Origin of the sequence: Streptomyces sp. NPDC008137 (genome assembly GCF_042957035.1) — a bacterium.
In the GTDB taxonomy this organism is placed as follows: Bacteria; Actinomycetota; Actinomycetes; order Streptomycetales; family Streptomycetaceae; genus Streptomyces.
This window is the reverse complement of sequence record NZ_JBIBHN010000001.1, coordinates 587,631-609,950: the sequence shown is the minus strand read 5'-3', so window position 1 is coordinate 609,950 and position 22,320 is coordinate 587,631. Positions and strand designations below refer to the sequence as shown.

The 22,320-nt window shown below is 73.6% G+C and carries 9 protein-coding genes; 8 read left to right on the top strand and 1 reads right to left on the bottom strand.

The features are described from left to right. The first annotated feature begins 1 nt into the window (after nucleotide 1). From ACFZBT_RS02570 to ACFZBT_RS02535, 8 genes are read left to right on the top strand one after another with little or no spacing between them, the layout of a single operon-like run. A complete protein-coding gene (locus ACFZBT_RS02570; RefSeq protein ID WP_391097730.1) occupies nucleotides 2-847 on the top strand; it encodes an SUMF1/EgtB/PvdO family nonheme iron enzyme in 846 nt (281 codons plus the stop codon). Beyond that, nucleotides 831-1,874: a pyridoxal-phosphate dependent enzyme gene (locus ACFZBT_RS02565; protein WP_391097729.1), complete on the top strand. Its 1,044-nt coding sequence runs from the start codon at nucleotides 831-833 to the stop codon at nucleotides 1,872-1,874. Before ACFZBT_RS02570 ends, ACFZBT_RS02565 begins: the two co-directional genes overlap by 17 nt. Continuing rightward, nucleotides 1,871-3,055 (top strand): cytochrome P450, encoded by a 1,185-nt coding sequence (locus ACFZBT_RS02560; protein ID WP_391097728.1) that lies wholly within the window; start codon nucleotides 1,871-1,873, stop codon nucleotides 3,053-3,055. Before ACFZBT_RS02565 ends, ACFZBT_RS02560 begins: the two co-directional genes overlap by 4 nt. Beyond that, complete coding sequence (locus tag ACFZBT_RS02555) at nucleotides 3,052-9,417, top strand: amino acid adenylation domain-containing protein (protein WP_391097727.1); 6,366 nt, start codon at nucleotides 3,052-3,054, stop codon at nucleotides 9,415-9,417. The genes ACFZBT_RS02560 and ACFZBT_RS02555 overlap by 4 nt, the downstream gene beginning before the upstream one ends. After that, entirely contained in the window at nucleotides 9,414-12,464 is a 3,051-nt protein-coding gene (locus ACFZBT_RS02550) for an amino acid adenylation domain-containing protein (protein ID WP_391097726.1), read from the top strand. The genes ACFZBT_RS02555 and ACFZBT_RS02550 overlap by 4 nt, the downstream gene beginning before the upstream one ends. A gap of 5 nt (nucleotides 12,465-12,469) precedes the next feature. Next, nucleotides 12,470-12,733 (top strand): phosphopantetheine-binding protein, encoded by a 264-nt coding sequence (locus ACFZBT_RS02545; protein ID WP_391097725.1) that lies wholly within the window; start codon nucleotides 12,470-12,472, stop codon nucleotides 12,731-12,733. Continuing rightward, entirely contained in the window at nucleotides 12,730-19,158 is a 6,429-nt protein-coding gene (locus tag ACFZBT_RS02540; RefSeq protein WP_391097724.1) for an amino acid adenylation domain-containing protein, read from the top strand. Before ACFZBT_RS02545 ends, ACFZBT_RS02540 begins: the two co-directional genes overlap by 4 nt. Beyond that, a complete protein-coding gene (locus tag ACFZBT_RS02535; RefSeq protein WP_391097723.1) occupies nucleotides 19,155-21,497 on the top strand; it encodes a penicillin acylase family protein in 2,343 nt (780 codons plus the stop codon). The genes ACFZBT_RS02540 and ACFZBT_RS02535 overlap by 4 nt, the downstream gene beginning before the upstream one ends. A gap of 29 nt (nucleotides 21,498-21,526) precedes the next feature. Here the strand turns inward: ACFZBT_RS02535 and ACFZBT_RS02530 are convergent, their stop codons facing one another. Next, the gene (locus ACFZBT_RS02530) at nucleotides 21,527-22,291 is read right to left on the bottom strand and encodes a thioesterase domain-containing protein (RefSeq protein ID WP_391097722.1); all 765 of its coding nucleotides are present in this window, start codon (nucleotides 22,289-22,291) and stop codon (nucleotides 21,527-21,529) included. Nucleotides 22,292-22,320 lie beyond the last annotated feature (29 nt).

Below are 22,320 nucleotides of genomic sequence, written 5' to 3'. Positions count from 1 at the left end.
CGTGACCGAGGTGACGGCCGAAGCCATGTCCGCCGAGTCATACCCCGCGGACTACTGGGTCACCATCCCCGGTGGACCGTTCATCATGGGCACCAACGAGCTCCGGGACGACGGCAAGCCGCGGTCGGCCGCGCCCGAGCACCAGGTCGACCTGGCCGAGTTCCGTATCGCCAAGAGCCCGGTCACCGTCCGGGAGTTCCGCCAGTTCGTCGAGGCGACGGGCTATGTGACCACCGCGGAGCGGTCGGGCAAGAGCTGGGTGTGGATCGGTGACCCCGCCGTCATCGTCCCGGACCAGGACTACCTCTGGAAGGAGATCGACGGCGCGAGCTGGCGCACGCCGCGCGGCGCGGACTCCACGCTGGAGGGCAAGGACGACCACCCGGTCACCCACGTCAGCTACTTCGACTGCGTCGCCTACTGCGACTGGTCCGGCACCCGGCTGCCCAACGAGGCCGAGTGGGAGAAGGTCGCGCGCGGCACCGACGGCCGCCTCTACCCGTGGGGCGACGAGGAGCCGACCGGCGAGCACTGCAACCACAGCATGGGCGTCGGCGACACCACCCCCGTCGGTGCCTTCCCCAAGGCGGCCGGCCCGTACGGCGTCGACGACATCGTGGGCAACGTGTGGGAGGTCATGTCCAACGGCTTCCACCGCTACCCCTTCGACGAGAGCAAGCCGCGGCGGGTCATCAAGACGCGGGCGGGCACGATCGAGCTCGGCGCGATCCGCGGCGGCTCCTTCTACAACAACTGTGACCCCCGGGGCTGTCTGGCCTGGGTGCGGATCTACAACCTGCCCGACTACAGCTGCTATGACATGGGCTTCCGTGTCTGCGCCCGCTGAGCGAGGCGGACGGGAGCACACGGAAAGCCAGGAGCAGGCCGTCCGGATCGACAAGCCGTTGCTCGACCGTGTGGACGCACTGCTGCGCGACCTGCCCAAGACCCGGGTGGTGCGGCTGCCCCGCCCGGGCATCCGGCTCTACGCCAAGATGGAGTCGGAGAACCGCACCGGAAGCGCCAAGGACCGTGCGGCGATCTGGATCCTCCGTGAGGCGGTGCGGCGCGGCGAGATCACCAGGAACACCACGGTGGTCGAATCGTCCTCCGGGAATTTCGCGCTGTCCCTCGCGACGTTCCTGAACGTGCTGAACATGCCGTTCGTGCCGGTCCTCGACCCGAACGTCAACGCGGCCACCGAACGGACCCTGCGAGGGCTGTGCGCGCGGGTGGAGAAGGTCACGGAGCCGGACGGCACCGGCGGCTACCTCCTCAGCCGGCTCGCGCGGGTCGCCGAGCTGCGAGCGGAGCTGCCGGACGTGTACTGGCCGGACCAGTACACCAACCAGGACGGAGCGCGCGGCCACTACGAGCTGACCGCTGCGGAGCTGCTCGCCGACGTCGGGCGGGTCGACTACCTGTTCGTGGGCGTCGGCACCGGCGCGACGATCAACGGGCTCTCGCACCGGCTCGGAGTGGAGCAACCGGACGCCACCGTGGTGGCCGTCGACGTCGAGGGTTCGGCGATCTTCGGCGCCCCGCCGGCCCGCCGGCTCGTCCCGGGTCTCGGCTCCAGCATCCGGCCGTCGCTGGTCGACGCGTCGCGGATCGGCGACGTCGTCGTGCTGTCCGAGCGGGACGAGGTGGCAGGCTGCCGCGCCCTGCTGCGTGAGCACGGAATCTACGCGGGCGGATCCACCGGCTGCGTCTACGCCGCGATCGCCCGCCACTTCGAGGGACACAGCGGTCCGGAGCCGGTGGTGGCGTTCCTCTGCGCCGACAAGGGCGAGCCCTACGCGGACACGGTCTACTCGGACGACTGGGTCGCCGAACACCTGACACCGGTCGCAACCAAGGGAGCAAGTGCGTGACGACGAGCGTGTGGACGGCTCCGCCCGCCGACGAGGCGGCGCTGGCCGACTGGCTGCGGGCCAGGGACCCGATCGAGCGGGCCCCGGGCAGCGGGGGCTGGCACGTCTTCGGCTACCCGGAGGTCAAGGAGGTACTGGCCCAGCACAGCGCGTTCTCCAGCGCCGTGGTGCGTCCGGTGCCCGACGACTCGCCCATGCGCCTGTACCGGACGGGCAACCTGACGTGGATGGACCCACCCCGGCACCGGCAGTTGCGCGGGCTGGTGAGCCAGGTCTTCACGCCGCGCTACGTCGCCGGGCTCGAGGGCATGGTCCACGAGACCGTCGAGACGTTCCTGACCCGGATCCGGGGCCGCGCCGAGGTGTCCTTCGTGCAGGAGTTCGCCTCACCGGTGGTGGCGACCGTCATCGCGCGGATGCTCGGCATCCCCGGCAACGGGCTCCGGCTGTTCCAGGAGTGGTCGAGGGCGCTGCTCGCGCTCGCCGACCCGGGCGCCGAGCGGAACGGCCTGCAGAACGTGCTCACCAAGACCCAGATCGCCGAGGCGTTCCTGCACCGGTTCATCGCCAGGCGGCGAGCCGCGCCGGGCGAGGACCTGACCAGCGGGCTCATCGCGGCCGAAGTGGACGGTGAGCGCCTCGGTGACGAGGAGATCGCCGGCCTGGTCGCCCTGCTCATGTCCACCGGACAGGCCGCGACCCTCACGCTGGTGAACTCGATGATCGTGCTGGCCCGGCACCCGGAGTCACTGGCCCTCCTGCGGGCTCGGCCCGAACTGCTCGACTCCGCCGTCGACGAGGTCTCGCGGTACCGGTCGGAGACCACCAGGGTCGACCGCAGGACCACCCGGGACGTGGTGGTCGCCGGGCGGGAGATACCCGCCGGCCAGACGGTGTCGGTGTGGATCGCTGCCGCCAACCGGGACCCGCGGGTCTTCGACCGTCCGGACGTCTTCGACATCGAGCGCTCGCCCAACCCGCACATCGCCTTCGGCCACGGCATCCACTACTGCCTCGGCGCGCCGCTCGCGCGGGTGGAGATCCGTGCCGCGATGCGCGGGCTGCTCGACACCACCGTGGACTTCGCGGTCGATCCGGCGGGCACGCGCCTGCTCGACCCGCGGCTCATGTTCGGCGCGAGTGAGGCGGCCGTTCGCTTCGACTGGAAGGAAGAGGGATGACGGGGTTCGCTCCCGGAGGACTGGTCGCACGGCTCGCGGAACACGCCCAGCGCGCACCCGAGAAGGTGGCCTTGTCGGTCGCGCCCTTCGGCGGCGGTCCCCGAGTCGAGCTGTCCTACGCGGAGCTTCGCGCCCGGTCTCTCGCCGTCGCCCGCGCGCTCACGGCGAAGGTGCGGCCCGGCGCGCGCGTGCTGCTGCTGTTCCCGACGGCACCGGAATTCGCCCCCGCGTTCCTCGGCTGCCTGGCCGCGGGCGTGATCGCCGTGCCCGTGCCGCTGCCGACGGACGAGGGCGCGCGACGGCGGCTGCTGAACGTGGCGCGGGACTGCGACGTCTCGCTCGTCGTGTCGCCGTCGTTCGTACGGGATCTGGTCACCGTGAGCGAGGACCCGGAACTGCGCGAGTTCGCCGCGGCACACGACTGGCTGCTCGCCGACCGGATCGAGGCCGCCGACGACGACGGCGCGGAACTGCCGGTCGCCGCGGCCGAGGACATCGCCTTCCTCCAGTACACGTCGGGCTCCACCAGCACGCCGCGCGGCGTCGTCGTGTCCCACGGCGCGCTCATGCACAACGAGACGGCCATCCAGCGGTCGTTCGGCGTCACCCGGGACTCCACGATCGTCAGCTGGCTGCCGCTGCACCACGACATGGGCCTCATCGGCGCGATGCTGCAACCGCTGTACGCCGGCGCCAAGGGCATCATCCTCGACCCGTTGTCGTTCCTGAGAAGCCCCGCGAGCTGGCTGAAGGTGATCAGCGACGAGCGTGCGGACATCAGCGGCGGACCCAACTTCGCCTACGACCTGTGCGTCCGCAAGGTCACCGAAGAGGAGAAGGCCGGACTCGACCTGTCCACCTGGCGCGTGGCGTTCAACGGCGCGGCCCAGGTCTACCCGCGCACCCTGCGAGCGTTCACGGAAGCCTTCCGCGGCACCGGATTCCGGCACGAGGCGCATCTGCCCTGCTACGGCCTCGCCGAGGCGACGCTGCTCGTGACGACCGGCGCACCCGCGCTCTCCCGGACGTTCGACGACGGCCGGGAGCTGACCGCCTACCGGATGCCCGACCACGCCGACGTGCGGGTGCTCGACCCCGGCAGCGGTACCGAACTCGACGCCGGCCAGGTCGGCGAGATCGCCGTCGCGAGTGGCGGCAACGGCGAGGGCTACTGGGGCGGGACGGCCTTCGGCACCTTCCTGTCCACCGGCGACCTCGGCTTCCGTGACGGAGACGAACTGTTCGTCGTGGGCCGCAGCAAGGACCTGATCGTCCAGCGCGGCCGCAACATCTACCCGGAGGACCTGGAGGCCGACGCCGGCATCTGTCACCACGACGTGCGGCCGGGCCGGTGCGCCGTGTTCGGCGTCGACGAGGACGGCGACGAGGCGGTCGTGGTGTGCCAGGAGGTACAGGCGACGACCCCGCCCGCACGGTACGGCGAGATCGCCCGGCGGGTGCGGTCCACCCTGTCCCGCGTCCACGGCGTCACGGCACGCACCGTCCTGATCGTGCCGCCCGGCACCATCACCAAGACCTCCAGCGGCAAGGTCCAGCGGTACGCCGCACGGCAGCGCCATCTCGACGGCGAACTGCCCGTGCTGCTCGACGACACCCTCACCGGCCGCACCTCGTCGCTCACCGAGCGCCTGGCCACCGACGCGCTGACGCCCGCGCTGTGCGCCCACATCGGGGACCTGCTCGGCCTGCCCGAGCCACCGCCGGCCGACGCGTCACTCGCCGACCTGGGAGCCGACTCACTGACCGCGGTGCGCGTCCGCCGGGCCCTGGAGGACGCGCTCGGTGTGGAGCTGGCGCCGACGGCGGCGCTGCGGGCGGACTCGATCGCCGATCTCGCCGCACTCGCCGAAGCGGCGACCGCGACTTCGCCCGCCGCCCCGGCCGACGGCGGGGACGACGGCTACGAACTCAACGCCTCCCAGCGCGCCCTGTGGTTCCTGCACCGCGCCTCGCCCGGCGGCGACTACAACGTGACCCGCGCGTTCCGGGTCACCGGGACCGTCGACCCCGAGGCGTTCGGCACCGCGCTGACGGCCGTGGCCGCCCGCCATCCGAGTCTGCGTCTGGCGATCAGCACCCGTGACGGTGCCCCCCGTGCCGAGGTGCGCGACCCGTCCGCCGTCGGCGTCGCGGCCGTGGACGCGAGGACCTGGCAGCCAGGGCGGGAAGCCGAGTGGTACCGCGACTTCGCGACCCGCCCGTTCGACCTGGCCGCCGGAAGCCCGCTGCGGGCCGCACTGCTGCGCCGGGACGCGGACTGGCTCTTCGTACTGTCGCTGCACCACATCGTGTGCGACGTCTCGTCCTTCGCGATCGTCATGGCCGACCTGGCCGCCGAACTGTCCGGCGAGCCACCCGTGTCCCGTCCGCTCCCCGCCCGGGGCCCGGCACGCGACCACAGCGACTTCTGGCGCGCCGAACTCGACGGCGAACTGCCCACGCTCACCCTGCCCGACCTCGGCACGCCCGATCCCGGCGCACCCCGCACGTCGCTCGCGTTCTCCGTGCCGGCAGCACCGCTGACCGCGTTCGCCCGCGAGCACGGGCTGACCCTGCACAACCTGCTGCTCGCCGCCTACCAGGTGCTGCTGCACCGCCTGTCCGGCCAGGCCGACCTGCTCGTCGGCGTCCCCACCGCGGGACGCACCGACAAGGCGGACGCCGACCGGGTCGGCTACCTGGTCAACGTGGTGCCGGTCCGCTCGGCCTACCGCGCCGAAGTGCCGTTCACCGAGTTCGCCGCCGCCACCCACCGCCGGTTCCTCGACGTGCTGGACCACGCGGAGCAGCCGCTGTCCGACATCGTGCGGCTGGTCAACCCCGACCGCGACACCGCGAAGTCCACGATCTTCCAGGCCATGTTCACCTGCTACACCACGTCCCTGCCCGGCGCCGCGGCCGTCGTGACGGGTGACGAGAACGCCGCACTGCCCGCGGGCGCCGCCACCCTGCACGGCTGCACCGTCCCCGACCACACCACACAGTCCGACCTCGGTCTGAACGTGGCGGTACGGGACGACGTGCTGGACTTTCAGCTCCAGTACGACTCCGCCACGGTCTCCCGGGAACAGGCCGAGCTGGTGGTGCGCACGCTGCCGACCCTGCTCGGCGCCATCGGCGCGGGACAGACCGACCCGCTGCCGCTGCTGACCCCGGCCGAGGCCGCGGTCCTCGTCGAGCGCGCCGTGGGCCCCGAGGTGCCGCGGCCGGAGAACTACCTCGACTCGTTCGAGCGATGGGCCGACCGCACCCCCGACAGCGTCGCGGTCGACGACGGCCGGGTGCGGTTGACCTACGCCGAGCTGGACGCCCGCGCCAACCATGTGGCGGAGCTGCTGCGGGCGGCCGGAGTGGGCACCGACCGCGCCGTGGTGATGAGCGCGGACCGGTCGGCCGACTACCTGATCGCGCTGCTCGGCCTGCACAAGGCCGACGGCGCCTACGTACCCGTCAGCCCGCGCGAGGCGCCCCGGCGCGCCGAGGCGATGGTGGAGGCGGTCGGGCCCGCCGCGATCATCGCCACCCCCTCCGGCCGCCATCTGTTCGGCGACCGCGAGGTGTTCGACCTCGCCGAGCTGGCCTCGGGCAGCAGCACCACCCGGCCGCCGCGGCTCTGCCACGACCACGCCACATCGACGATCATCCACACCTCCGGCTCCACCGGCGTGCCGAAGGCGGCCGTCTCCACGAACTACGGCGTCACCAACCACATGTGGCAGATGGCCGAGCACTTCGGCCTCACCGAGCACGACTGCGTGGCCCAGACCGCGCCCGTGTCGTTCGACATCTCCGTGTGGCAGCTGCTGACCCCGCTGATGATCGGCGGCCGGGTGCGGATCGTGCCCGAGCCGGACTCCCAGTCGCCCGCGCGCCTGCTGAAGGCCGTCTCGGACGGCGGTGTGACCATGCTCGAGCTGGTGCCGTCCAACATCGTGGCGCTGCTCGACGCCGGTCTCGCCGCGGCACCGGGCGCGTTGCGCGTGATGCTGTCCACGGGGGAGACGCTGACGCACGACGTGCTGCGGCGCTGGGTGCGGGAGCTGCCCGGCATTCCCGTGCACAACGCCTACGGCCCGGCCGAGTGCACCGACGACGTCACCGCGGGGCTGTGCGCGGCCGGCCCGGACGCGCCGATGACCACGTCGGTCGGCCGGCCGCTCGCCAACACCACCGTGTACGTCCTGGACGAGCACCTGCAGCCCGTACCGCCCGGTGTCGTCGGCCTGCTGTACGTCGGCGGGGGAGCCGTCGGGCGGGGCTACCGCGGCAACCCGGTGCGCACCGCCGAGATGTTCGTGCCCGACCCGTACGCGGCCGTCCCCGGCGGGCGGCTGTACCGCACCGGTGACCTCGGCCGCGTCAACGCGGACGGCGACCTGGAGTTCCTCGGCCGCGCCGACACCCAGATCAAGATCCGCGGCCAGCGGATCGAGGTCGGTGAGGTCGAGGCCGCCCTGCGGCAGTGCCCCGGCGTCGTCGAGGCCGCGGTGAAGGTGCACACCGGACCGGCGGGTGCCTCGCTCGTCGGCTACGTGGCCCGTCCCGGCGGGCCGGACGGCCCGGCGACGGTGCTGGACCTGGACGAGGACGAGCGGTTCCGCGCGGTGCTCGCCGAACTGCTGCCCCGGCACATGATCCCGACGATCATCGCCGCGCTCGGCCGCCTGCCCCGGTCCAAGAACGGGAAGGTCGACTACCGGTCGCTGCGGTTCGCGGCCCCGACGAGCACGCACGCGGCGACCGAACTGGACGACCCCCTCGCCGTGACCGTCCGGTCGCTCTGGGCGGAGCTGCTGGAACGGGACGCGGTCGGCTGGGACGACAGCTTCTTCCAGCTGGGCGGCCACTCACTGCTCGCGCTCGCCATGATCGACCGGATCAACGCCCTGCTCGGCGTGCGGCTCGCCGTCGACGTCGTGTTCGCCCAGCCACGCCTGCGCGACTTCGTCGCCGCCGTACGCGTGGCCGACCCGGCGACCGCGCACAGCGCACCGGAGCGCACACCGGCCGACCCGACCCGGCCGGTGCCCGCGAGCGCCGCCCAGCAACGGTTCTGGTTCCTGCGGGAGATCGACCCCGGCCGGCCGACGTACAACATGCCCGGTGTGCTGCGGATGCGCGGCGAACTGGACGAGGAGGCCCTGGAGACGGCGCTGCGCGCGACCCTGACCGCGCATCCCGTGCTGCTGGCCAGGTTCGCCACCGACGGAGGCGAACTGACCTGGACGGCGCGACCGGCCGCGGAGTTCGAGCTGTCCCGCCTGGACCTGCGCGGACCGGTGGCCGAACTGGGCGACGAGGTGTTCGACCGGCTCGTCGCCGAAGAGGCCGCGGTCGTCGCCGACCTGCGGCGGGAACTGCCGTTCCGCGCCCTGCTCGCCCGGCTCGGGGAACGCGACTGGGGCCTGTTCGTCAACATCGACCACATCGTCTGCGACGGCTGGTCCCTCACGGTGTTCCTGAACGACCTCGCCGACCGCTACAACCGGCTGACGCCGCGAGCGGCCGGATACGGCTTCGCGGACTACTGCCACGACGAACGGTCCTGGTGGGACAAGCGCGACCGCGACGAACTGGCCGCCCTGTGGCAGGACGTCGTCGGCCGCCCGGCGGCGAGGTCCCCGCTCCCGGACCGGGCCGCGCCCCCCGCGCCGGACGAGGAGGAGGCCGGCAAGCACACCGACCGGCTCGACGCCGAACTGTCCGGGGCCGTGCGCGACCTGGCCGGCCGTACCGGCGTCACCCCGTACATGGTGTTCGCGACCGCGCTGGCCGCGCTCACCCACAGCGGATCGGACGAGCGGGAGCTCGTCATGCTCGGCACGCTCATCGCCCAGCGCGACCGGCCGGAGTGGCGTCAGGTCGTGGGCCCGCTGCTGAACGTCTCGGTCCTGGCCGTGGACCTGTCCCCGGCCGGCCCGGTGGCCGACGCCCTGGCCGCCGTCCGCACGGGCGCGCTGCGCGCCTACCGGAGCGCGGACGTGCCGTTCCAGGAGCTGGTGCCGCTGCTGACGGCGACACCGGACGGCGACGGGTCGCCGTTCGACGTGATGCTCGTGATGCAGCCGCCCGGCAAGGCGGTCGAGCTGGCCGGCCTGGAGGTCGAGACGACCGACCTGGACTCCGTCGCCGCCCCCTACCCGCTGCTCATCGACATCGAGGAGCGGGCCGGCGGCTACCAGGTGTCCTACCGCTACCGGACGAGCAGATTCGACGCGGCGGGCATCACGCGGCTCGCCCGCCGGGTGCACGACGCGGTCCGCGCGCTGGTCTCGGCCGACGCCGCACCGCTCGCCGAGCTGGTGCGGGGGAGCGACGCGGTGGAAAGGAGCGGATCATGACCGATCCGGTTGTGCGTCCCGTGCTGTCGCGGTTCGCCCGGTGCCTTGAGGAGAACCCCGGCGCACCCGCCGTGGTGGCCGACGACGTCACCATCGGCTACGCCGAGCTGGACGCCGTGGCCCGCGGGCACGCGGCGGCGCTGCGGGCCGCCGGTGCCGGACGCGAGACCGTCGTGGCGCTGGTCGCGGACCGAGGCCCCGGCTATGTCGCGATGATGGTCGGCGTGCTGCTCGCCGGTGCCGCGTTCGTCCCCGTGGAGCCGAGCGTGCCGGTGCGGCGCGCGCACGGGATGTGTGCCGCGGCCGGGGTACGGGCCCTGCTCGTGGCACCGGGGCACGAGGAGTTCGCCGCCGAGATCTCGGCCGGGCTCGATCCGGCGCCGCGGGTGCTCGTCGCCGCGGAACGGGCCGCCGAGCGGACGCCGGTGCCGGACCGGCCGGACCGGCCGAGGGACGGGCTCGCGTATGTGATCTTCACCTCCGGGTCGACCGGCACCCCCAAGGGCGCGATGGTCGCCGACGGCGGCATGGACAACCACATCGCGGCCAAGATCACGGACCTCGCCCTGGGGCCGGCCGACGCCATCGGCCTCACCGCGCCGTTGTCGTTCGACATCTCGGTGTGGCAGACGCTCACCGCGCTCACCGTCGGCGCCCGGGTGGCGGTCGCCTCTCCGCACAACATCGCCGAACCCGCGGAGCTGGTGGCGTGGGTCCGCCGGCACGGGGTGACCGTGCTCGAGATCGTCCCGTCGTTCCTCGCGGTGCTCACCGCACAGCTCGACGACGACCTGAGGGCGGGACTCTCGTCGCTGCGATACCTCATCGCCACCGGGGAGGCGCTGCCCGGCGCGGTCGCGCGCCGCTGGTACGAGCACTGCCCGGACATCCCGATCGTCAACGCCTACGGACCGACCGAGTGCTCCGACGACGTCACCCACCATGTGGTGACCGCGGACGAGAGCGCCGCGCGAGCGTGGCCCTCGATCGGCCGGGAGATCCTCAACACCCGCCTGTACGTGGTGGACGCGGACGGCCGCGAGGTGCCGGCCGGTACCGAGGGCGAGCTGCTGGTCGGCGGCGACGGTGTCGGCCGCGGCTACATCGGGGACCCGGTGCGCACCGCCCTCGCGTTCGTGCCGGACCATCTGTCCGGCACGCCGGGCACGCGGCTGTACCGCACCGCCGACCGCGCGAGCCGCGCCGCCGACGGCACGATCGACTTCCACGGCCGCCGCGACCGGCAGGTGAAGATCCGCGGCCATCGAGTCGAACTGGGCGACGTGGAAGCCGAGTTGCTGCGTGTCCCCGAGGTGCGGTCGGCGGCCTGCGTGTACACCGCGGGCCGGCTGCGGGCCTTCGTGACGCTGAACGCCGAGACCGACGTGCTCTCCGCGCTGCGCTCCACCGCCCCGCAGTACCTCGTGCCGCACGAGGTCACCGTGCTCGACCGGCTGCCCGTCAACACCTCCGGAAAGATCGACTACCGGTCCCTGGAGGGCCGGCGCGCCGAGGACACGGGGCCGGCCCCGGCCACGGCCACCACCCTGGACGCGGTGTGCGCGCTGGTGGCCGAGACCCTGGGCGCGGCCTCGACCGCCCCCGACGACGACTTCTTCATCTCGGGCGGCGACTCGCTGCTCGCGATGACCCTGGTGTCCACCGCGCGCGCCCGGTTCGGCGCGGAGGGCACCTCGCTGCGGGCGTTCCTGTCCCGGCCCACCCCGCGCGGCCTCCTCGCCGCGATCGAGGCCGCGGAACCCGCCGCCCCGCAGGAGGAGGCGCGGCCGTCCGGCGCACTCTCCTCCGGCCAGGAACGGCTGTGGTTCTTCGAGCAGCTGCACCGCAACAAGGCGCCCAACCTGCTGATCCTCTCGCTCGACCTGCGCGGGCGGCTCGACCCGGAGGCGCTGCGCCACGCCCTGGCCGCGGTCGCCGCCCGGCACGAGCCGCTGCGCACCGTCTTCACCCAGGAGCGCGGTGTCCCCAAGGCCGTCGTATGGCCCAAGGCCGAGATCGCGCTGGAGACGGGCACGCTCGGCGACTTCGAGATCTCCGCACGCACCCCCGAACCGCCCCTGACGACGGTCCGGTTGGAGCGTGTCGCCGACGACCACCACGTCCTCACGTTCGCCCTGCACCACCTCGTCGCCGACGGCTGGTCCCTGGAAGTGCTCAAACGCGACATCGCCGAGTACTACGAGCGGTGGCTCGCCGGCAGCACCGACGTGTCGCTGCCGCGCACCTCGTTCTCGCGGTACGTGGAAGCGGAACGGACCTGGCTGGCGGGCCCGGACGCCGAGGAGTGCACGCGGTACTGGACCGAGCAGCTGCACGGCGCGCCACCGGCGATCGACCTGCCGCTGGACCGCCCGCGGCCCGCCAAGCCGGCGTTCGTCACCGACCACGTGGTGATCCAGCTGACGGAGGCGGAGACCAGCGCGCTCGCCGCGACGGCCCGAGCCCACGGCGCGACCCCGTTCATGGCGGTGCTCGCCGCCTCGTACGTGGTGCTGCGGGACGCGGCCTCGGCCACCGACCTGGTGCTCGGCATCGACTCGGTCAACCGCTCGTGGCCGGGCAGCGAGGAACTGATCGGCACGTTCGTCAACCAGCTGCCGGTCCGGCTCGCGCCGGGCGCCGCACCGACGTTCGGCGAACTGCTCGACCTGACCAGGCGGCAGGTGCTCGGCGCGCAGGAGCACGACCGGCTGCCGTTCCACAAGCTCGTCGCGGCCGTGAACCCGCCGCGCAAGGCCGGCCGGTTCCCGCTGTTCCAGGTCAAGATCACCCACCAGGGCGCATGGCGTACCGGTGTGTCGCTCCCGGACCTGGAGGTCGCGCCGCGCGAGCTGGCGGACCCCGTGATGGACCTGGATCTGATGATCGACGTCTCCGGCGAGACCGGGCGGCTGCGCCTGGAGGTCCTGTTCTGGCCGGAGGTGCTCGACACCGCGACGGTCACCGGCTGGGCCCGGGCGCTCGCCGACGTGCTGCGGACCGGCGCGACGAACCCCGACGCGGTACTGGCCGCTGACGAGAGGTGAAGAGGTTGTCGACTCAGGATCAGGTCGCCGCGGTCTGGCGTGAACTGCTGGAACTGGACACGGTTCCCGCGGACGAGGACTTCTTCGCGCTGGGCGGCCACTCGATGCTCGCCGTGCAGGTGCTCCACCGGCTCACCGAACTGACCGGCCTGGAGCTGGAGCTGGAGGACTTCTTCAAGCTGGGAACGGTCGCCGAGGTCGCCGCCGAGCTGGACCGCCGCCGGGCCGCCCGGCCCGCCGCCGAGCCTGTCTTCGAGGGAGAGCTGTGACCGCGCGGGACGTGCTGCGCCGCCTGGACGATCTCGGTGTGACGCTCACGCTCGCCGACGGCCGCATCCGCTACCGCGGCCGGGGCGAGGCGCTGCCGCCCGAACTGCTGGCGACGATGAAGCGCCATCGCGACGAACTGGCCGACCTGGTCGGCCGGCGCGAGGGGCTGGCCTGGCCCCCGGTGCCCGCGGGGGACACCGGGCCGCTGACCGCCGCCCAGCGGTCGCTGTGGGCCACCACGTACTTCGCCGAGGACGGCACCTACAACCTGTGTGCGGCGCTGCGGCTGCGCGGCCCGCTCGACACGGACGTGTTCGTCGCGGCGCTGCGGGACATCCACGAGCGGCACCCCTCGCTGCGCACCGCCTTCCCGGTGACGGGCGGCGAGCCGCGGCAGCGCGTCCTGCCCTCGGTGGAGCCCCCGCTCACGATGGCCGAGGCGGCCGGCCTGGACGAGTGCGTGGCCGAGTGCGCACGGCTCGCCGACCGGCCCCTGGCCCTGGACACCGAACCTCCGGTGGCGATGCGCCTGTTCCGGCTGGCGGAGGAGGATCACGTCTTCTTCGTCGTGCTCCACCACGTCATCGCCGACGGCCCGTCGTTCGGCCCGCTCCTCGACGACCTGGCGCGTTGTTACGCGAGCCGGGTCGCGGGAGAGGCACCACCGCCCGCCACCGGTTCGGTCACCATGATCGACTACGCTCGCTGGGAGGCCGACCGCCTCGCCTACGCCGACCTGTCCGCCACCCGCCGCTACTGGCGCGAACGGCTCGACGACGCGTCGCTGGGCGCGCTTCCGCTGCCTCCGCCGCGCGACGGCGCGAACGACGAGCGCGGCCACGCCCACCGCGTCGTCGTACCGGCCGACGCCACCGTCGCCCTGCGGCGGATCGCCGAGAAGACCCGGGCGAGCCTCTTCACCGTCGTCTCCACCGGGATCGCGGTCGCGTTGTCCCGGTACACGGGCCGCGACGACCTCGTGGTCGGCATGCCGACCTCCCGTCGCGACCGCGCCGGCCTCGACCGGGTCGTGGGCCTGCTGCTCGACATGGTGCCCGTACGCCTGGACGCCGGCGGCGCCCCGTTCGACGACCTCGTCCGGCGGACCAGGACGGCCGTACTCGGCGCCGTCCGCAACGCCCCCGTCCCGGACGACGTCGCGGGCTCCCGCGCCTCGTTCAACATCATCGTCACGGACCTCGGCGCCACGCCGCCCGCCCCGGAGTTCCCGGGCCTGGTGATCGAGCACGTCGAGGTGGAGCAGGTCGGTGCCAAGTACGACCTGAACTTCCTGGTCCGCGACGACGGCGACGCCCTCACCGTGGACCTCGAGTACGACCGGCGTGCCGTTGCCGACGCGGACGCCGCCGCCATCGGGGCCACCGCGGTCGCCGTGCTCACCGCCGCTGCCGCCGACCCCGGCGCCCCGGTCACCCGGCTCGCCGTCGGCCCGTTCGGCGTGGCCGCGCCCGGCGCCGTCGCCCCGCCCGGCCGGGTGCCGCGCGCCGACGAGTCGCTCACCGGACGGCTCGCGGAGATCGCCCGCACCCGCGCGGACGCGGTCGCCGTCACCGCGCCCGACGGCGACCTGTCCTACGCGGACCTCCGGACACGGGTCGAGGCGACCGCGGGCGGGTTGCGCGCCGACGGTCTCGGGGCCGGGGACGTCGTCGCCGTCTCGCTGCCGCGCGGTCTCGACCTCGTCGTCGCCATCCTCGGCGTGATGGCCTCGGGGGGCGCCGTCCTCGTCCTCCACGAGTCCTGGCCGACGGCACGCGTGACCGACGTACTGAAGGACTCCGGCGCCCGGCTCACCATCACCGAGGACGACCTCGTGCCGGGCAAGCGCGCCACCCTCGCCGAACTCGCCTCGCGCCGGGCCCCGCTCGCCCCCGTGCCCGCGCACGCCCCCGCCTACGTGATCTACACCTCCGGATCCACCGGCCGGCCCAAGGGCGTGCGGGTCACGCACCACAACGTGCTCAGCCTGCTCGACGCGACCGCGGACGGGTACGGCTTCGGCCCGGACGACGTGTGGACCCTCTTCCACGCCTGCTCGTTCGACGTGTCCATGTACGAGATGTTCGGCTGCCTGCTGCACGGCGGGCGGCTCGTCGTGGTCCCGCGGCTGACGACGTGGGAGCCGCAGGAGTTCGCCGAGCTGTGCGCCCGCGAGCGGGTGACCGTGCTCAGCCAGACGCCGTCCGCGCTCACCGTCATGCTCCCCGAGCTCGCCGCCCGCCCCGGCTCCACCGAGCACCTCCGCTACGTGCTGTTCGCGGGCGAGGCACTGGACCGGCGGCTGGTCGAGCGCTGGTACGCGGAGATCGGGGACCGCACCCGGCTCGTGAACATGTACGGGATCACCGAGACCACGGTGCACGCCTCATGGCGGTGGCTGCGCCCCGACGACGTCCGCACGGCCGAGTCGGACATCGGGACACCGCTGCCCGGCACCGCGCTGCACGTGCTGCACGACGACGGAACCCCGGTCGCCGACCGGTGCGTCGGTGAGATCTACGTCGGTGGTCCGCAGGTGAGCGACGGCTACGCCGGCCGGCCCCGGGAGACCGCGCTGCGGTTCCTGCCGGACCCCTTCAGCCGCGTTCCGGGCGCCCGCATGTACCGCTCCGGCGATCTCGCGCGGCGCAACGGCGACACCCTGGCCTACCTCGGCCGTCGCGACCGGCAGGTCCAGGTCAACGGCTTCCGGGTGGAACTGGCCGAGATCGAGGGCGCGCTCTCGGCCCAGCCCGGCGTCGCCGCGGCCGGCGCCGCCGTCACCACGGACGACAGCGGCGCGCACCTCGTGGCCGTCGTCGTCCCGGACACCGATGCCGCGCCCGAGCCGGCGGGACTGCTCGCCGCGGTGCGCTCCACGCTGCCCCGCTACATGGTGCCGCGCACCGTCGCACTGGTGGACGCACTGCCGCTGACCACGAACGGGAAGCTGGACCGCGCGGCCGTGGTCGCCGCCGCCACCCCGGCGACCGCCCGGCCGGCCGACGGCGGCGCCGCCCCCACCTCCCCACGCGAGGCCGCGCTGCTCGACGTGTTCCGCGACGTGCTCGCCGATCCCACCGTCACCACCGGCACCGACTTCTTCGACGGCGGCGGCGACTCCATGCGCGCCATCCGGCTGGTCAGCCTCGCGAGGGACCGGGGCCTGGGCCTGACCGTGCAGGACGTCTACGCCGCGCCCACGGTCACCGCGCTCGCGTCGCGGGCCGGCGACGCGGGGGACTTCGCCGCCGGACGCGAGCCGTTCGCGTTGCTCCCGGCGGGCGGCACGTTCCCGCCGGACGTCGTCGACGCGTATCCGATGACCGCTCTGCAGTCCGGCATGATCTACCACCAGGAGATGGCGCCCGGCGCTCGCATCTACCACATCATGCTCAGCTACCGGGTACGCGGCGAGATGCACCCGGCGGCGTTCCGCGCGGCCGTGCGGGCCGTCACCGACGCGCATCCCGTACTGCGCACCAGCTTCGACCTCGCCAACCCGCTGGGCCCGGTGCAGCGGGTGCACACCGGCATCACCGCGCCGATCGAGTTCGAGGACCTCACCCGGCTCGGCGACGACGAGCAGCGGGAACGGATCCGCCAGGTCGTGGCGCGCGAGACCGCCACCGACTTCGACCTGTCCGCGCCGCCGCTGTTCCGGCTCGTCGTGCTCACCACGTCCGAGGCGGACTACCAGCTGATCTTCACCCACCACCACGCGATCCTCGACGGCTGGTCGGTGAACATCTTCTTCGAGGATCTGCTCACCCAGTACCGCGCGCTGCTCACCGCGGGCACGGCGGCGCCGCTGCCGCGTCCGCGCACCGCCTTCGGTGACTACGTGGCACTGGAGCAGTCCGCCGCAGCCGACGAGGGACACCGGGAGTTCTGGGCGGCACGGGGGGCCACGCCGGCCCGGCTGGTCGCCCCGGAGCGTTCGGGCACGCCCGTGATGCGCCAGCACCATGTGCCCTTCACGGGACAGCTCGACGCCCTGCGGGCCACCGCCGCCAGGCTGGGCGTGCCGGTGAAGGCACTGCTGTGCGCGTCGCATCTGCGGGTCGTGTCGTGGCTGACCGGCTCGGACGACGTGGCCACCAGCATGGTGGTCGCGTGCCGGCCGGAGACCCAGGACTCCGACCGCGTTCTCGGCCTGTTCCTCAACCAGCTGCCCCTGCGGGTCGCGCTCGCCGGACGGACGTGGGCGGAGCTGGCGGTGTGCGCGCACGAGGAGGAGCAGGCGATGATGCGGCACCGCTGGTACCCGAACGCCGCGATCCAGGCCGCTCACGGCGCGGAGCCGATGTTCGACTCCGGCTTCAACTTCACCGACTACCACAACACCCGCCGGCTGGTCGGCGACGGCGTCCTGGAACTGCTCGACGCGGACGAACTCGAGTCCACCCACTACGCCTACAGCTCGGCCTTCACCGTCGACGTCCGCACCCACGAGCTGCGGCTGCTGATGGAGTACGACGCCTCGGCGCTGCCGGAGAGCACGCTGGTGCTGGCGGCGGAGGCGCACCGCCGGGTGCTCGCCGCGGTCATCGCGGACCCCGGGCGTCCCGTCCGCGACACCCCGCTGCCCGGCATCGCCGACCTGGCCCGCCTGATGGAGTCCGGCCGGCCTCCGGCTCCGGTCGCCCCGGCTTCGGTCGTTGAGGTTCCGGTCGCCCCGGCTATGGTCGCCGAGGTTCCGGTCGCCCCGGCTCCGGTCGCCCCGGCTATGCCGGTCGCCCCGGCTATGGTCGCCGAGGTTCCGGCCGCCCCGGCTATGTTCGCCCCGGCTTCGGTCGCCCCGGCTCCGGCCGCCCCCGCCCCCACGCCGTCGGACTCACCGCTGGAGGCGAGCGTCCGCGAGGTGTGGACCGAGGTGCTGGGCCTCACGGACCTCGACAGGACCACGTCGTTCTTCGACGCGGGCGGTGACTCGCTCACCGCCATGCAGGTGGTCAGCCGGCTCCGCGCCCGCCACGGCGCCCTGGCGATGCGGACCTTCATGGCGGCGCCCACGATCGCCGGTCTGGCCGCCGCCCTCGGCGGCGCCGCCGCCCCGGCTCCGTCGGCCGTGGCGCCGGCCCCGTCCACGACGGCGACCCGTCATCCGCTCTCCCTCGCCCAGCGCCAGATGTGGGAGATCGCCGCCCGGCTTCCCGGCGTCGGCCTGTTCGGCATGGCGGGCGCGCTGCGCGCCGACGGCCCGCTCGACCTGGAACTCCTCCGGCGGACCTTCGCCGAGCTGGCGACCCGTCACGAGGCGTTGCGCACCCGGATCGAGGACACGGACGACGGTCCCGTCCAGGTCGTCGAGCCCCAGGTCACCATCACCGTCGCCGTCGAGGATCTCACCACCGAGGAGCACCCTGAGCGCCGCTGCGAGAAGCTCATGGCCGCCGCCGCGCGGGAGCCGCTGCCCCTCGACCGGGCGCCCCTGCTGCGCGTCGTCGCGCACCGGCTCGCCGCCGGCCGGCACGTGATCTTCGTGAACATCCATCACATCGTGTGCGACGGATGGTCGCTCACACTGCTGCTGTCCGAGGCCGAACAGATCTACCGGGAGCTGGCGACCGACGGCGCGCCCGCGCTCCGGCCGATCCCACGCGGCAGCGGCCGGCTCGCCGAGGAGCGGGCCGACTGGCTCACCACCGCGGAGGCGGCACGGCAGCGGGAGTTCTGGCACGACCGGCTCAGCCCGCCGTGGCCGGCGCTCGCCGACGGCCCCGACAGCCGCTTCGCCGCGCTCGGCACCGCGTCGTTCGCGCGACGTCTGCGGTCGGCATCGACCAGGGCGACGCTCCCGGCCGACGACCTGCGCACCGTCCGCGCCGCCGCGCGCGGACACGGCATGACCGAATTCATGCTGGTGCTGGGCGCGTACGCGGCGACGCTGCGAGCGTGGAGCGGCCAGCGCGACATCCGCATCGCCACCATGCTCGCCAACCGCGTCGAGCCGGGCATGGACGAGGTCGTCGGACTCGTCGCCAACACGGTCGTGCTGCGCATGCGGCTCGACGACGCCGATCCGGTCGCGGTCAGCCGGCAGGCCCGCGAGGTCTGCGCCGCCGCCCTCGACAACCAGGAGCTGCCCTTCGAGGAGGTGCTCGCCGGGATCCGCGAGCGGCAGCCGGACCCGGGCCCGGTGTTCGAGGCGATGCTCGTCGCGCAGGAGGAGACCGCCTCCGTCACCCCCGGGGACGGCCTCGTCTTCGCGCCGTACCGGTCCGAACGCGATGTGCTCGGCGCCCGGGTCGTGGCCACGGCGTCCGACTTCGTCCTGGGCATCGCGCCCGTCGCCGGTGAGCTGCTGTTCGAGCTGCGCTACAAGCCCGCGACCACGTCCGAGGAGCTGGCCACCGAGCTGCTCACCGCGGTCGTGACCGCCGTGCGTGCCACCGCGACCGCCCTCCTGGAGACCACGTGACGGCGTGCCCGGCCCACCGTCCGCGCCTGCGCCGGCTGTGGCGGCTGCCCACGGCCCGGGTGGCGGGCGCCGCGAGCGCGGTCACGGCGGCGCTCGCGGCCGGTCTGCTCGCCTGGCCGTGGGCGTCCGCGGCCGTGGCCGTCGCGGGTGCGGCCGGCGTCGCCGGCTACGCGTACCGCCACCGCGGCCGGATCGGACTCGAGTACCGGATGCTGCGGGCCCTCAAGGACTCGGCGCCGGGCTGCCCCGAAGACGCCGAGGTGCCGGGGCTGACCGCACCGGTGCGGGCCGAGAGCGGTGACGACGGCGTCACCCGGATCACCGCGCGGACCTACCTCGACGCGGTCCGCGCCCTCGGCCACGCGATGGGCCGTGACCGCGGCTTTCAGCTGGACCTCATGCGGCGCACCGGAAGCGGCCGGCTCGCGGAGGTGTGGGGCCGCGCCGCCCTGGCGTCGGACACCGAGTACCGTCGCCTCGGGCTCGCCGCGGCCGCCCGTACCGCGACCGAGCGGCTCGCCGAGCCGGAGCGCGAGCTGCTGGCCGCGTTCGCCGACGGCGTCAACGCCGCCTTCGAGCAGACGACTCCGTTCGAGTGCCGGTTCCTGTCCTACCGGCCGCGGCCCTGGCGGGCGGAGGACAGCGTGCTCACCTCGCTCCTGCTCTTCCACTCGCTGTCCTGGAACGAGCAGGCCAAACGGGCGGAAGCGGTCGTGCGCCGCGCACTGCCCGCACCCGTCGCCGACTTCCTCCTGCCCGGCACAGGTGCTCCGGTCCTGCCCCCCGATCTGGCCCGCCACCGCGGCGAGGCGGGAGCGGACGGCCTGGTCGCGCTCGACCGCGCCGTCCCCGGCTCCAACTGCTGGATCGCCCCGGGGGACGAGCCGCTGCTCGCCTGCGACCTGCATCTGGCACTCGGTCTGCCCAACGTTCTCTACGAGGTCGATGTGGCCTGGCCCGGCACCCGGCTGCGCGGCCTCGCCGTCCCCGGTCTGCCGGTCGTGCTCACCGGAACCAACGGGCGGATCGCCTGGGGTGTCACGAACCTCACCGCCGACGTGCTCGACCTGGTGCCCGCCGGCACCGACGGCCCGCGGACCAGGACGGAGCACATCCGGGTGCGAGGCCGGCAACCGGTCACCGTGGACATCACCACCGACGGCACGCTGCCCGTGTCGCCGACCCCGCTGTGCGGCGAACAGGTCGCGGTCCGCTGGACGGGCCACGACCCCCGAGCCGCCGACCTCCGCTTCCACCGCCTCGCCCGCGCCACCGACCTGCAAGAGGCCGTCTCGGTACTCGACGACGCACACGGCGTCGCGCTCAACGTCCTCGTCACGGACGGGGAGCGGAGGGCGCACCTGGCGACGGGGCTGCTGCCCCGCCGCCCGGCCGGCGGCTCTCGCACAGCACCCGCCGACGGCCACCTCAGCGGCCCGGAACGGCCGCGGATCGTGGATCCCGCCGACGGCGTTCTCGTCTCCGCCAACGACGCCGCCCTGCCCGAGGAGGAGTTCCGGATCGGCCTCGACCTCGACCCCGGCCATCGGGCCCGCCGCATCCGTGCGGTCCTCGGCTCGGCCGAACGGCACGACGCGGCCGGCATGCACGCGTTGCAGCACGACATCACCGCGGGCCTGTACCGGCCCTACCGGGACCTCGCGGTCGCCGCGCTGGAGCCCACGGACCCCGTCAGGACCCTGCTGGAGGAGTGGGACGGCACGGCCGCGACCGGCTCGCGCGCCTTCGGCGTCCTGGTGCGGCTGCGCGAAGAACTCGCCCAGCGGGTCCTCACCCCTTACCTGGTCGCCTGCCGCGAGCACGAACCCACGTTCCGCTTCCCGTTCCGTGACCTCGACCGGCCGCTGCTCGCGATTCTGGACGCCCGCGACCGCGCGTTGCTGCCCGCCGGGACGACCGGCGTCGACGCCCTCGTCGCCGCGTGCGTGCGGGCGGTGGCGCGCGAACGCCCGGCGAAGTGGGGGAGCTTGAACCGGGTCGGCCTCGGACACCCGGTCACCGCGCTCGCGCCGTGGGCCGACGCCGTGCTCGGCATCCGCCCACGCCCGCAAGCGGGGATGCTGCACAGCGTCCGTACGGCCGTCCCGGGCTTCGGCGCGGCCGGGCGGGTCGTGGTCACGGCCGGCGACCTCGTCACCGCCGAGCTTCCGGCCGGCCAGTCCGGGCACCCGCTCAGCCCCCACTACGCGGACCGGCATGTCCGCTGGGCGAGTCTGCCCTCGTCCCCGCCCCGCGCCCGCCGGGCCGGCTGCGGATACGAACTCCGCCCCGGCCGGACCGCCGACGTGCTCGACGGCAGCGCGGCGGAGAGCCGATGAGGACGGTCGGGGACGCTCCCGGCCGGTTCCTAGGAGCCGGTTTCCGCCACCTCGCCGAAGTCCCGGCGGAACTCGGCGAGCAGCGCCTCCGGCGCGGAGAGGAACTCGAAGTGCCCGCCGCTCAGTTCGACGAAACGGTGATCGGCGGAGGTCTCCCGCCAGCCGCCCATGAGCTTCGAGGGGATCTCCGGGTCCTCGCTCCAGCCGATCGCGGTGATGCCCGCGGGGATGGTGATGGGGCCGGGAGCGTAGCGCTTGTTGGACTCGATGTCGTTGACGAGCACATCGAGCCCCGTCTCGACGAGCGGTCCGCTCGGCTCGCCGCCGAGGCTGGTGATGATGTGCTCGAGCTCGGTGCGCAGCCCGTCCCTGTCCAGCTCCAGCAGCCGCCCGTACGGTCCGTCGTGCGGTGCCACCTGCGCCGACACGAAGACCCTGGTCGGCAACGGAAGGCCGGCCGCGGCGAGTTGCCGGGTCACCTCCACGCCGGGAAGCGCTCCACCGCAGTGCCCGAAGAACGCGAACGGCCTGTCCAGGTAGGGCCGCAGGTACTCGATGAGCCCCTGCGCCATGTTCTCGTACGTCCCGTAGTGCGGGTCGGCGATCCGGTTCTGCCGCGCGGGCGGCTGGATCAGGCAGACGTCTATCGCGCCGATGCGGCGCGGCCACCCCTGATACATCGAGGCCCCGCAGCCTGAATAGGGGAACAGGAAAAGGCGGGCCGGAGCGTCCGGATCAGGTCGGCGCAGCAGCCAACGCGGAGGCTTCTTCGGGCGAGACCGCGGATCGCTCATGCGGACGACCGTAAGCGAGTCTACTGACC

What these genes read in the sequence shown, in the direction of transcription:
- ACFZBT_RS02555 (WP_391097727.1), top strand. Translation starts at nt 3,052, where the DNA reads ATGACGGGGTTCGCTCCCGGAGGACTGGTCGCACGGCTCGCGGAACAC.
- ACFZBT_RS02550 (WP_391097726.1), top strand. Translation starts at nt 9,414, where the DNA reads ATGACCGATCCGGTTGTGCGTCCCGTGCTGTCGCGGTTCGCCCGGTGC.
- ACFZBT_RS02530 (WP_391097722.1), bottom strand. Translation starts at nt 22,291, where the DNA reads ATGAGCGATCCGCGGTCTCGCCCGAAGAAGCCTCCGCGTTGGCTGCTG.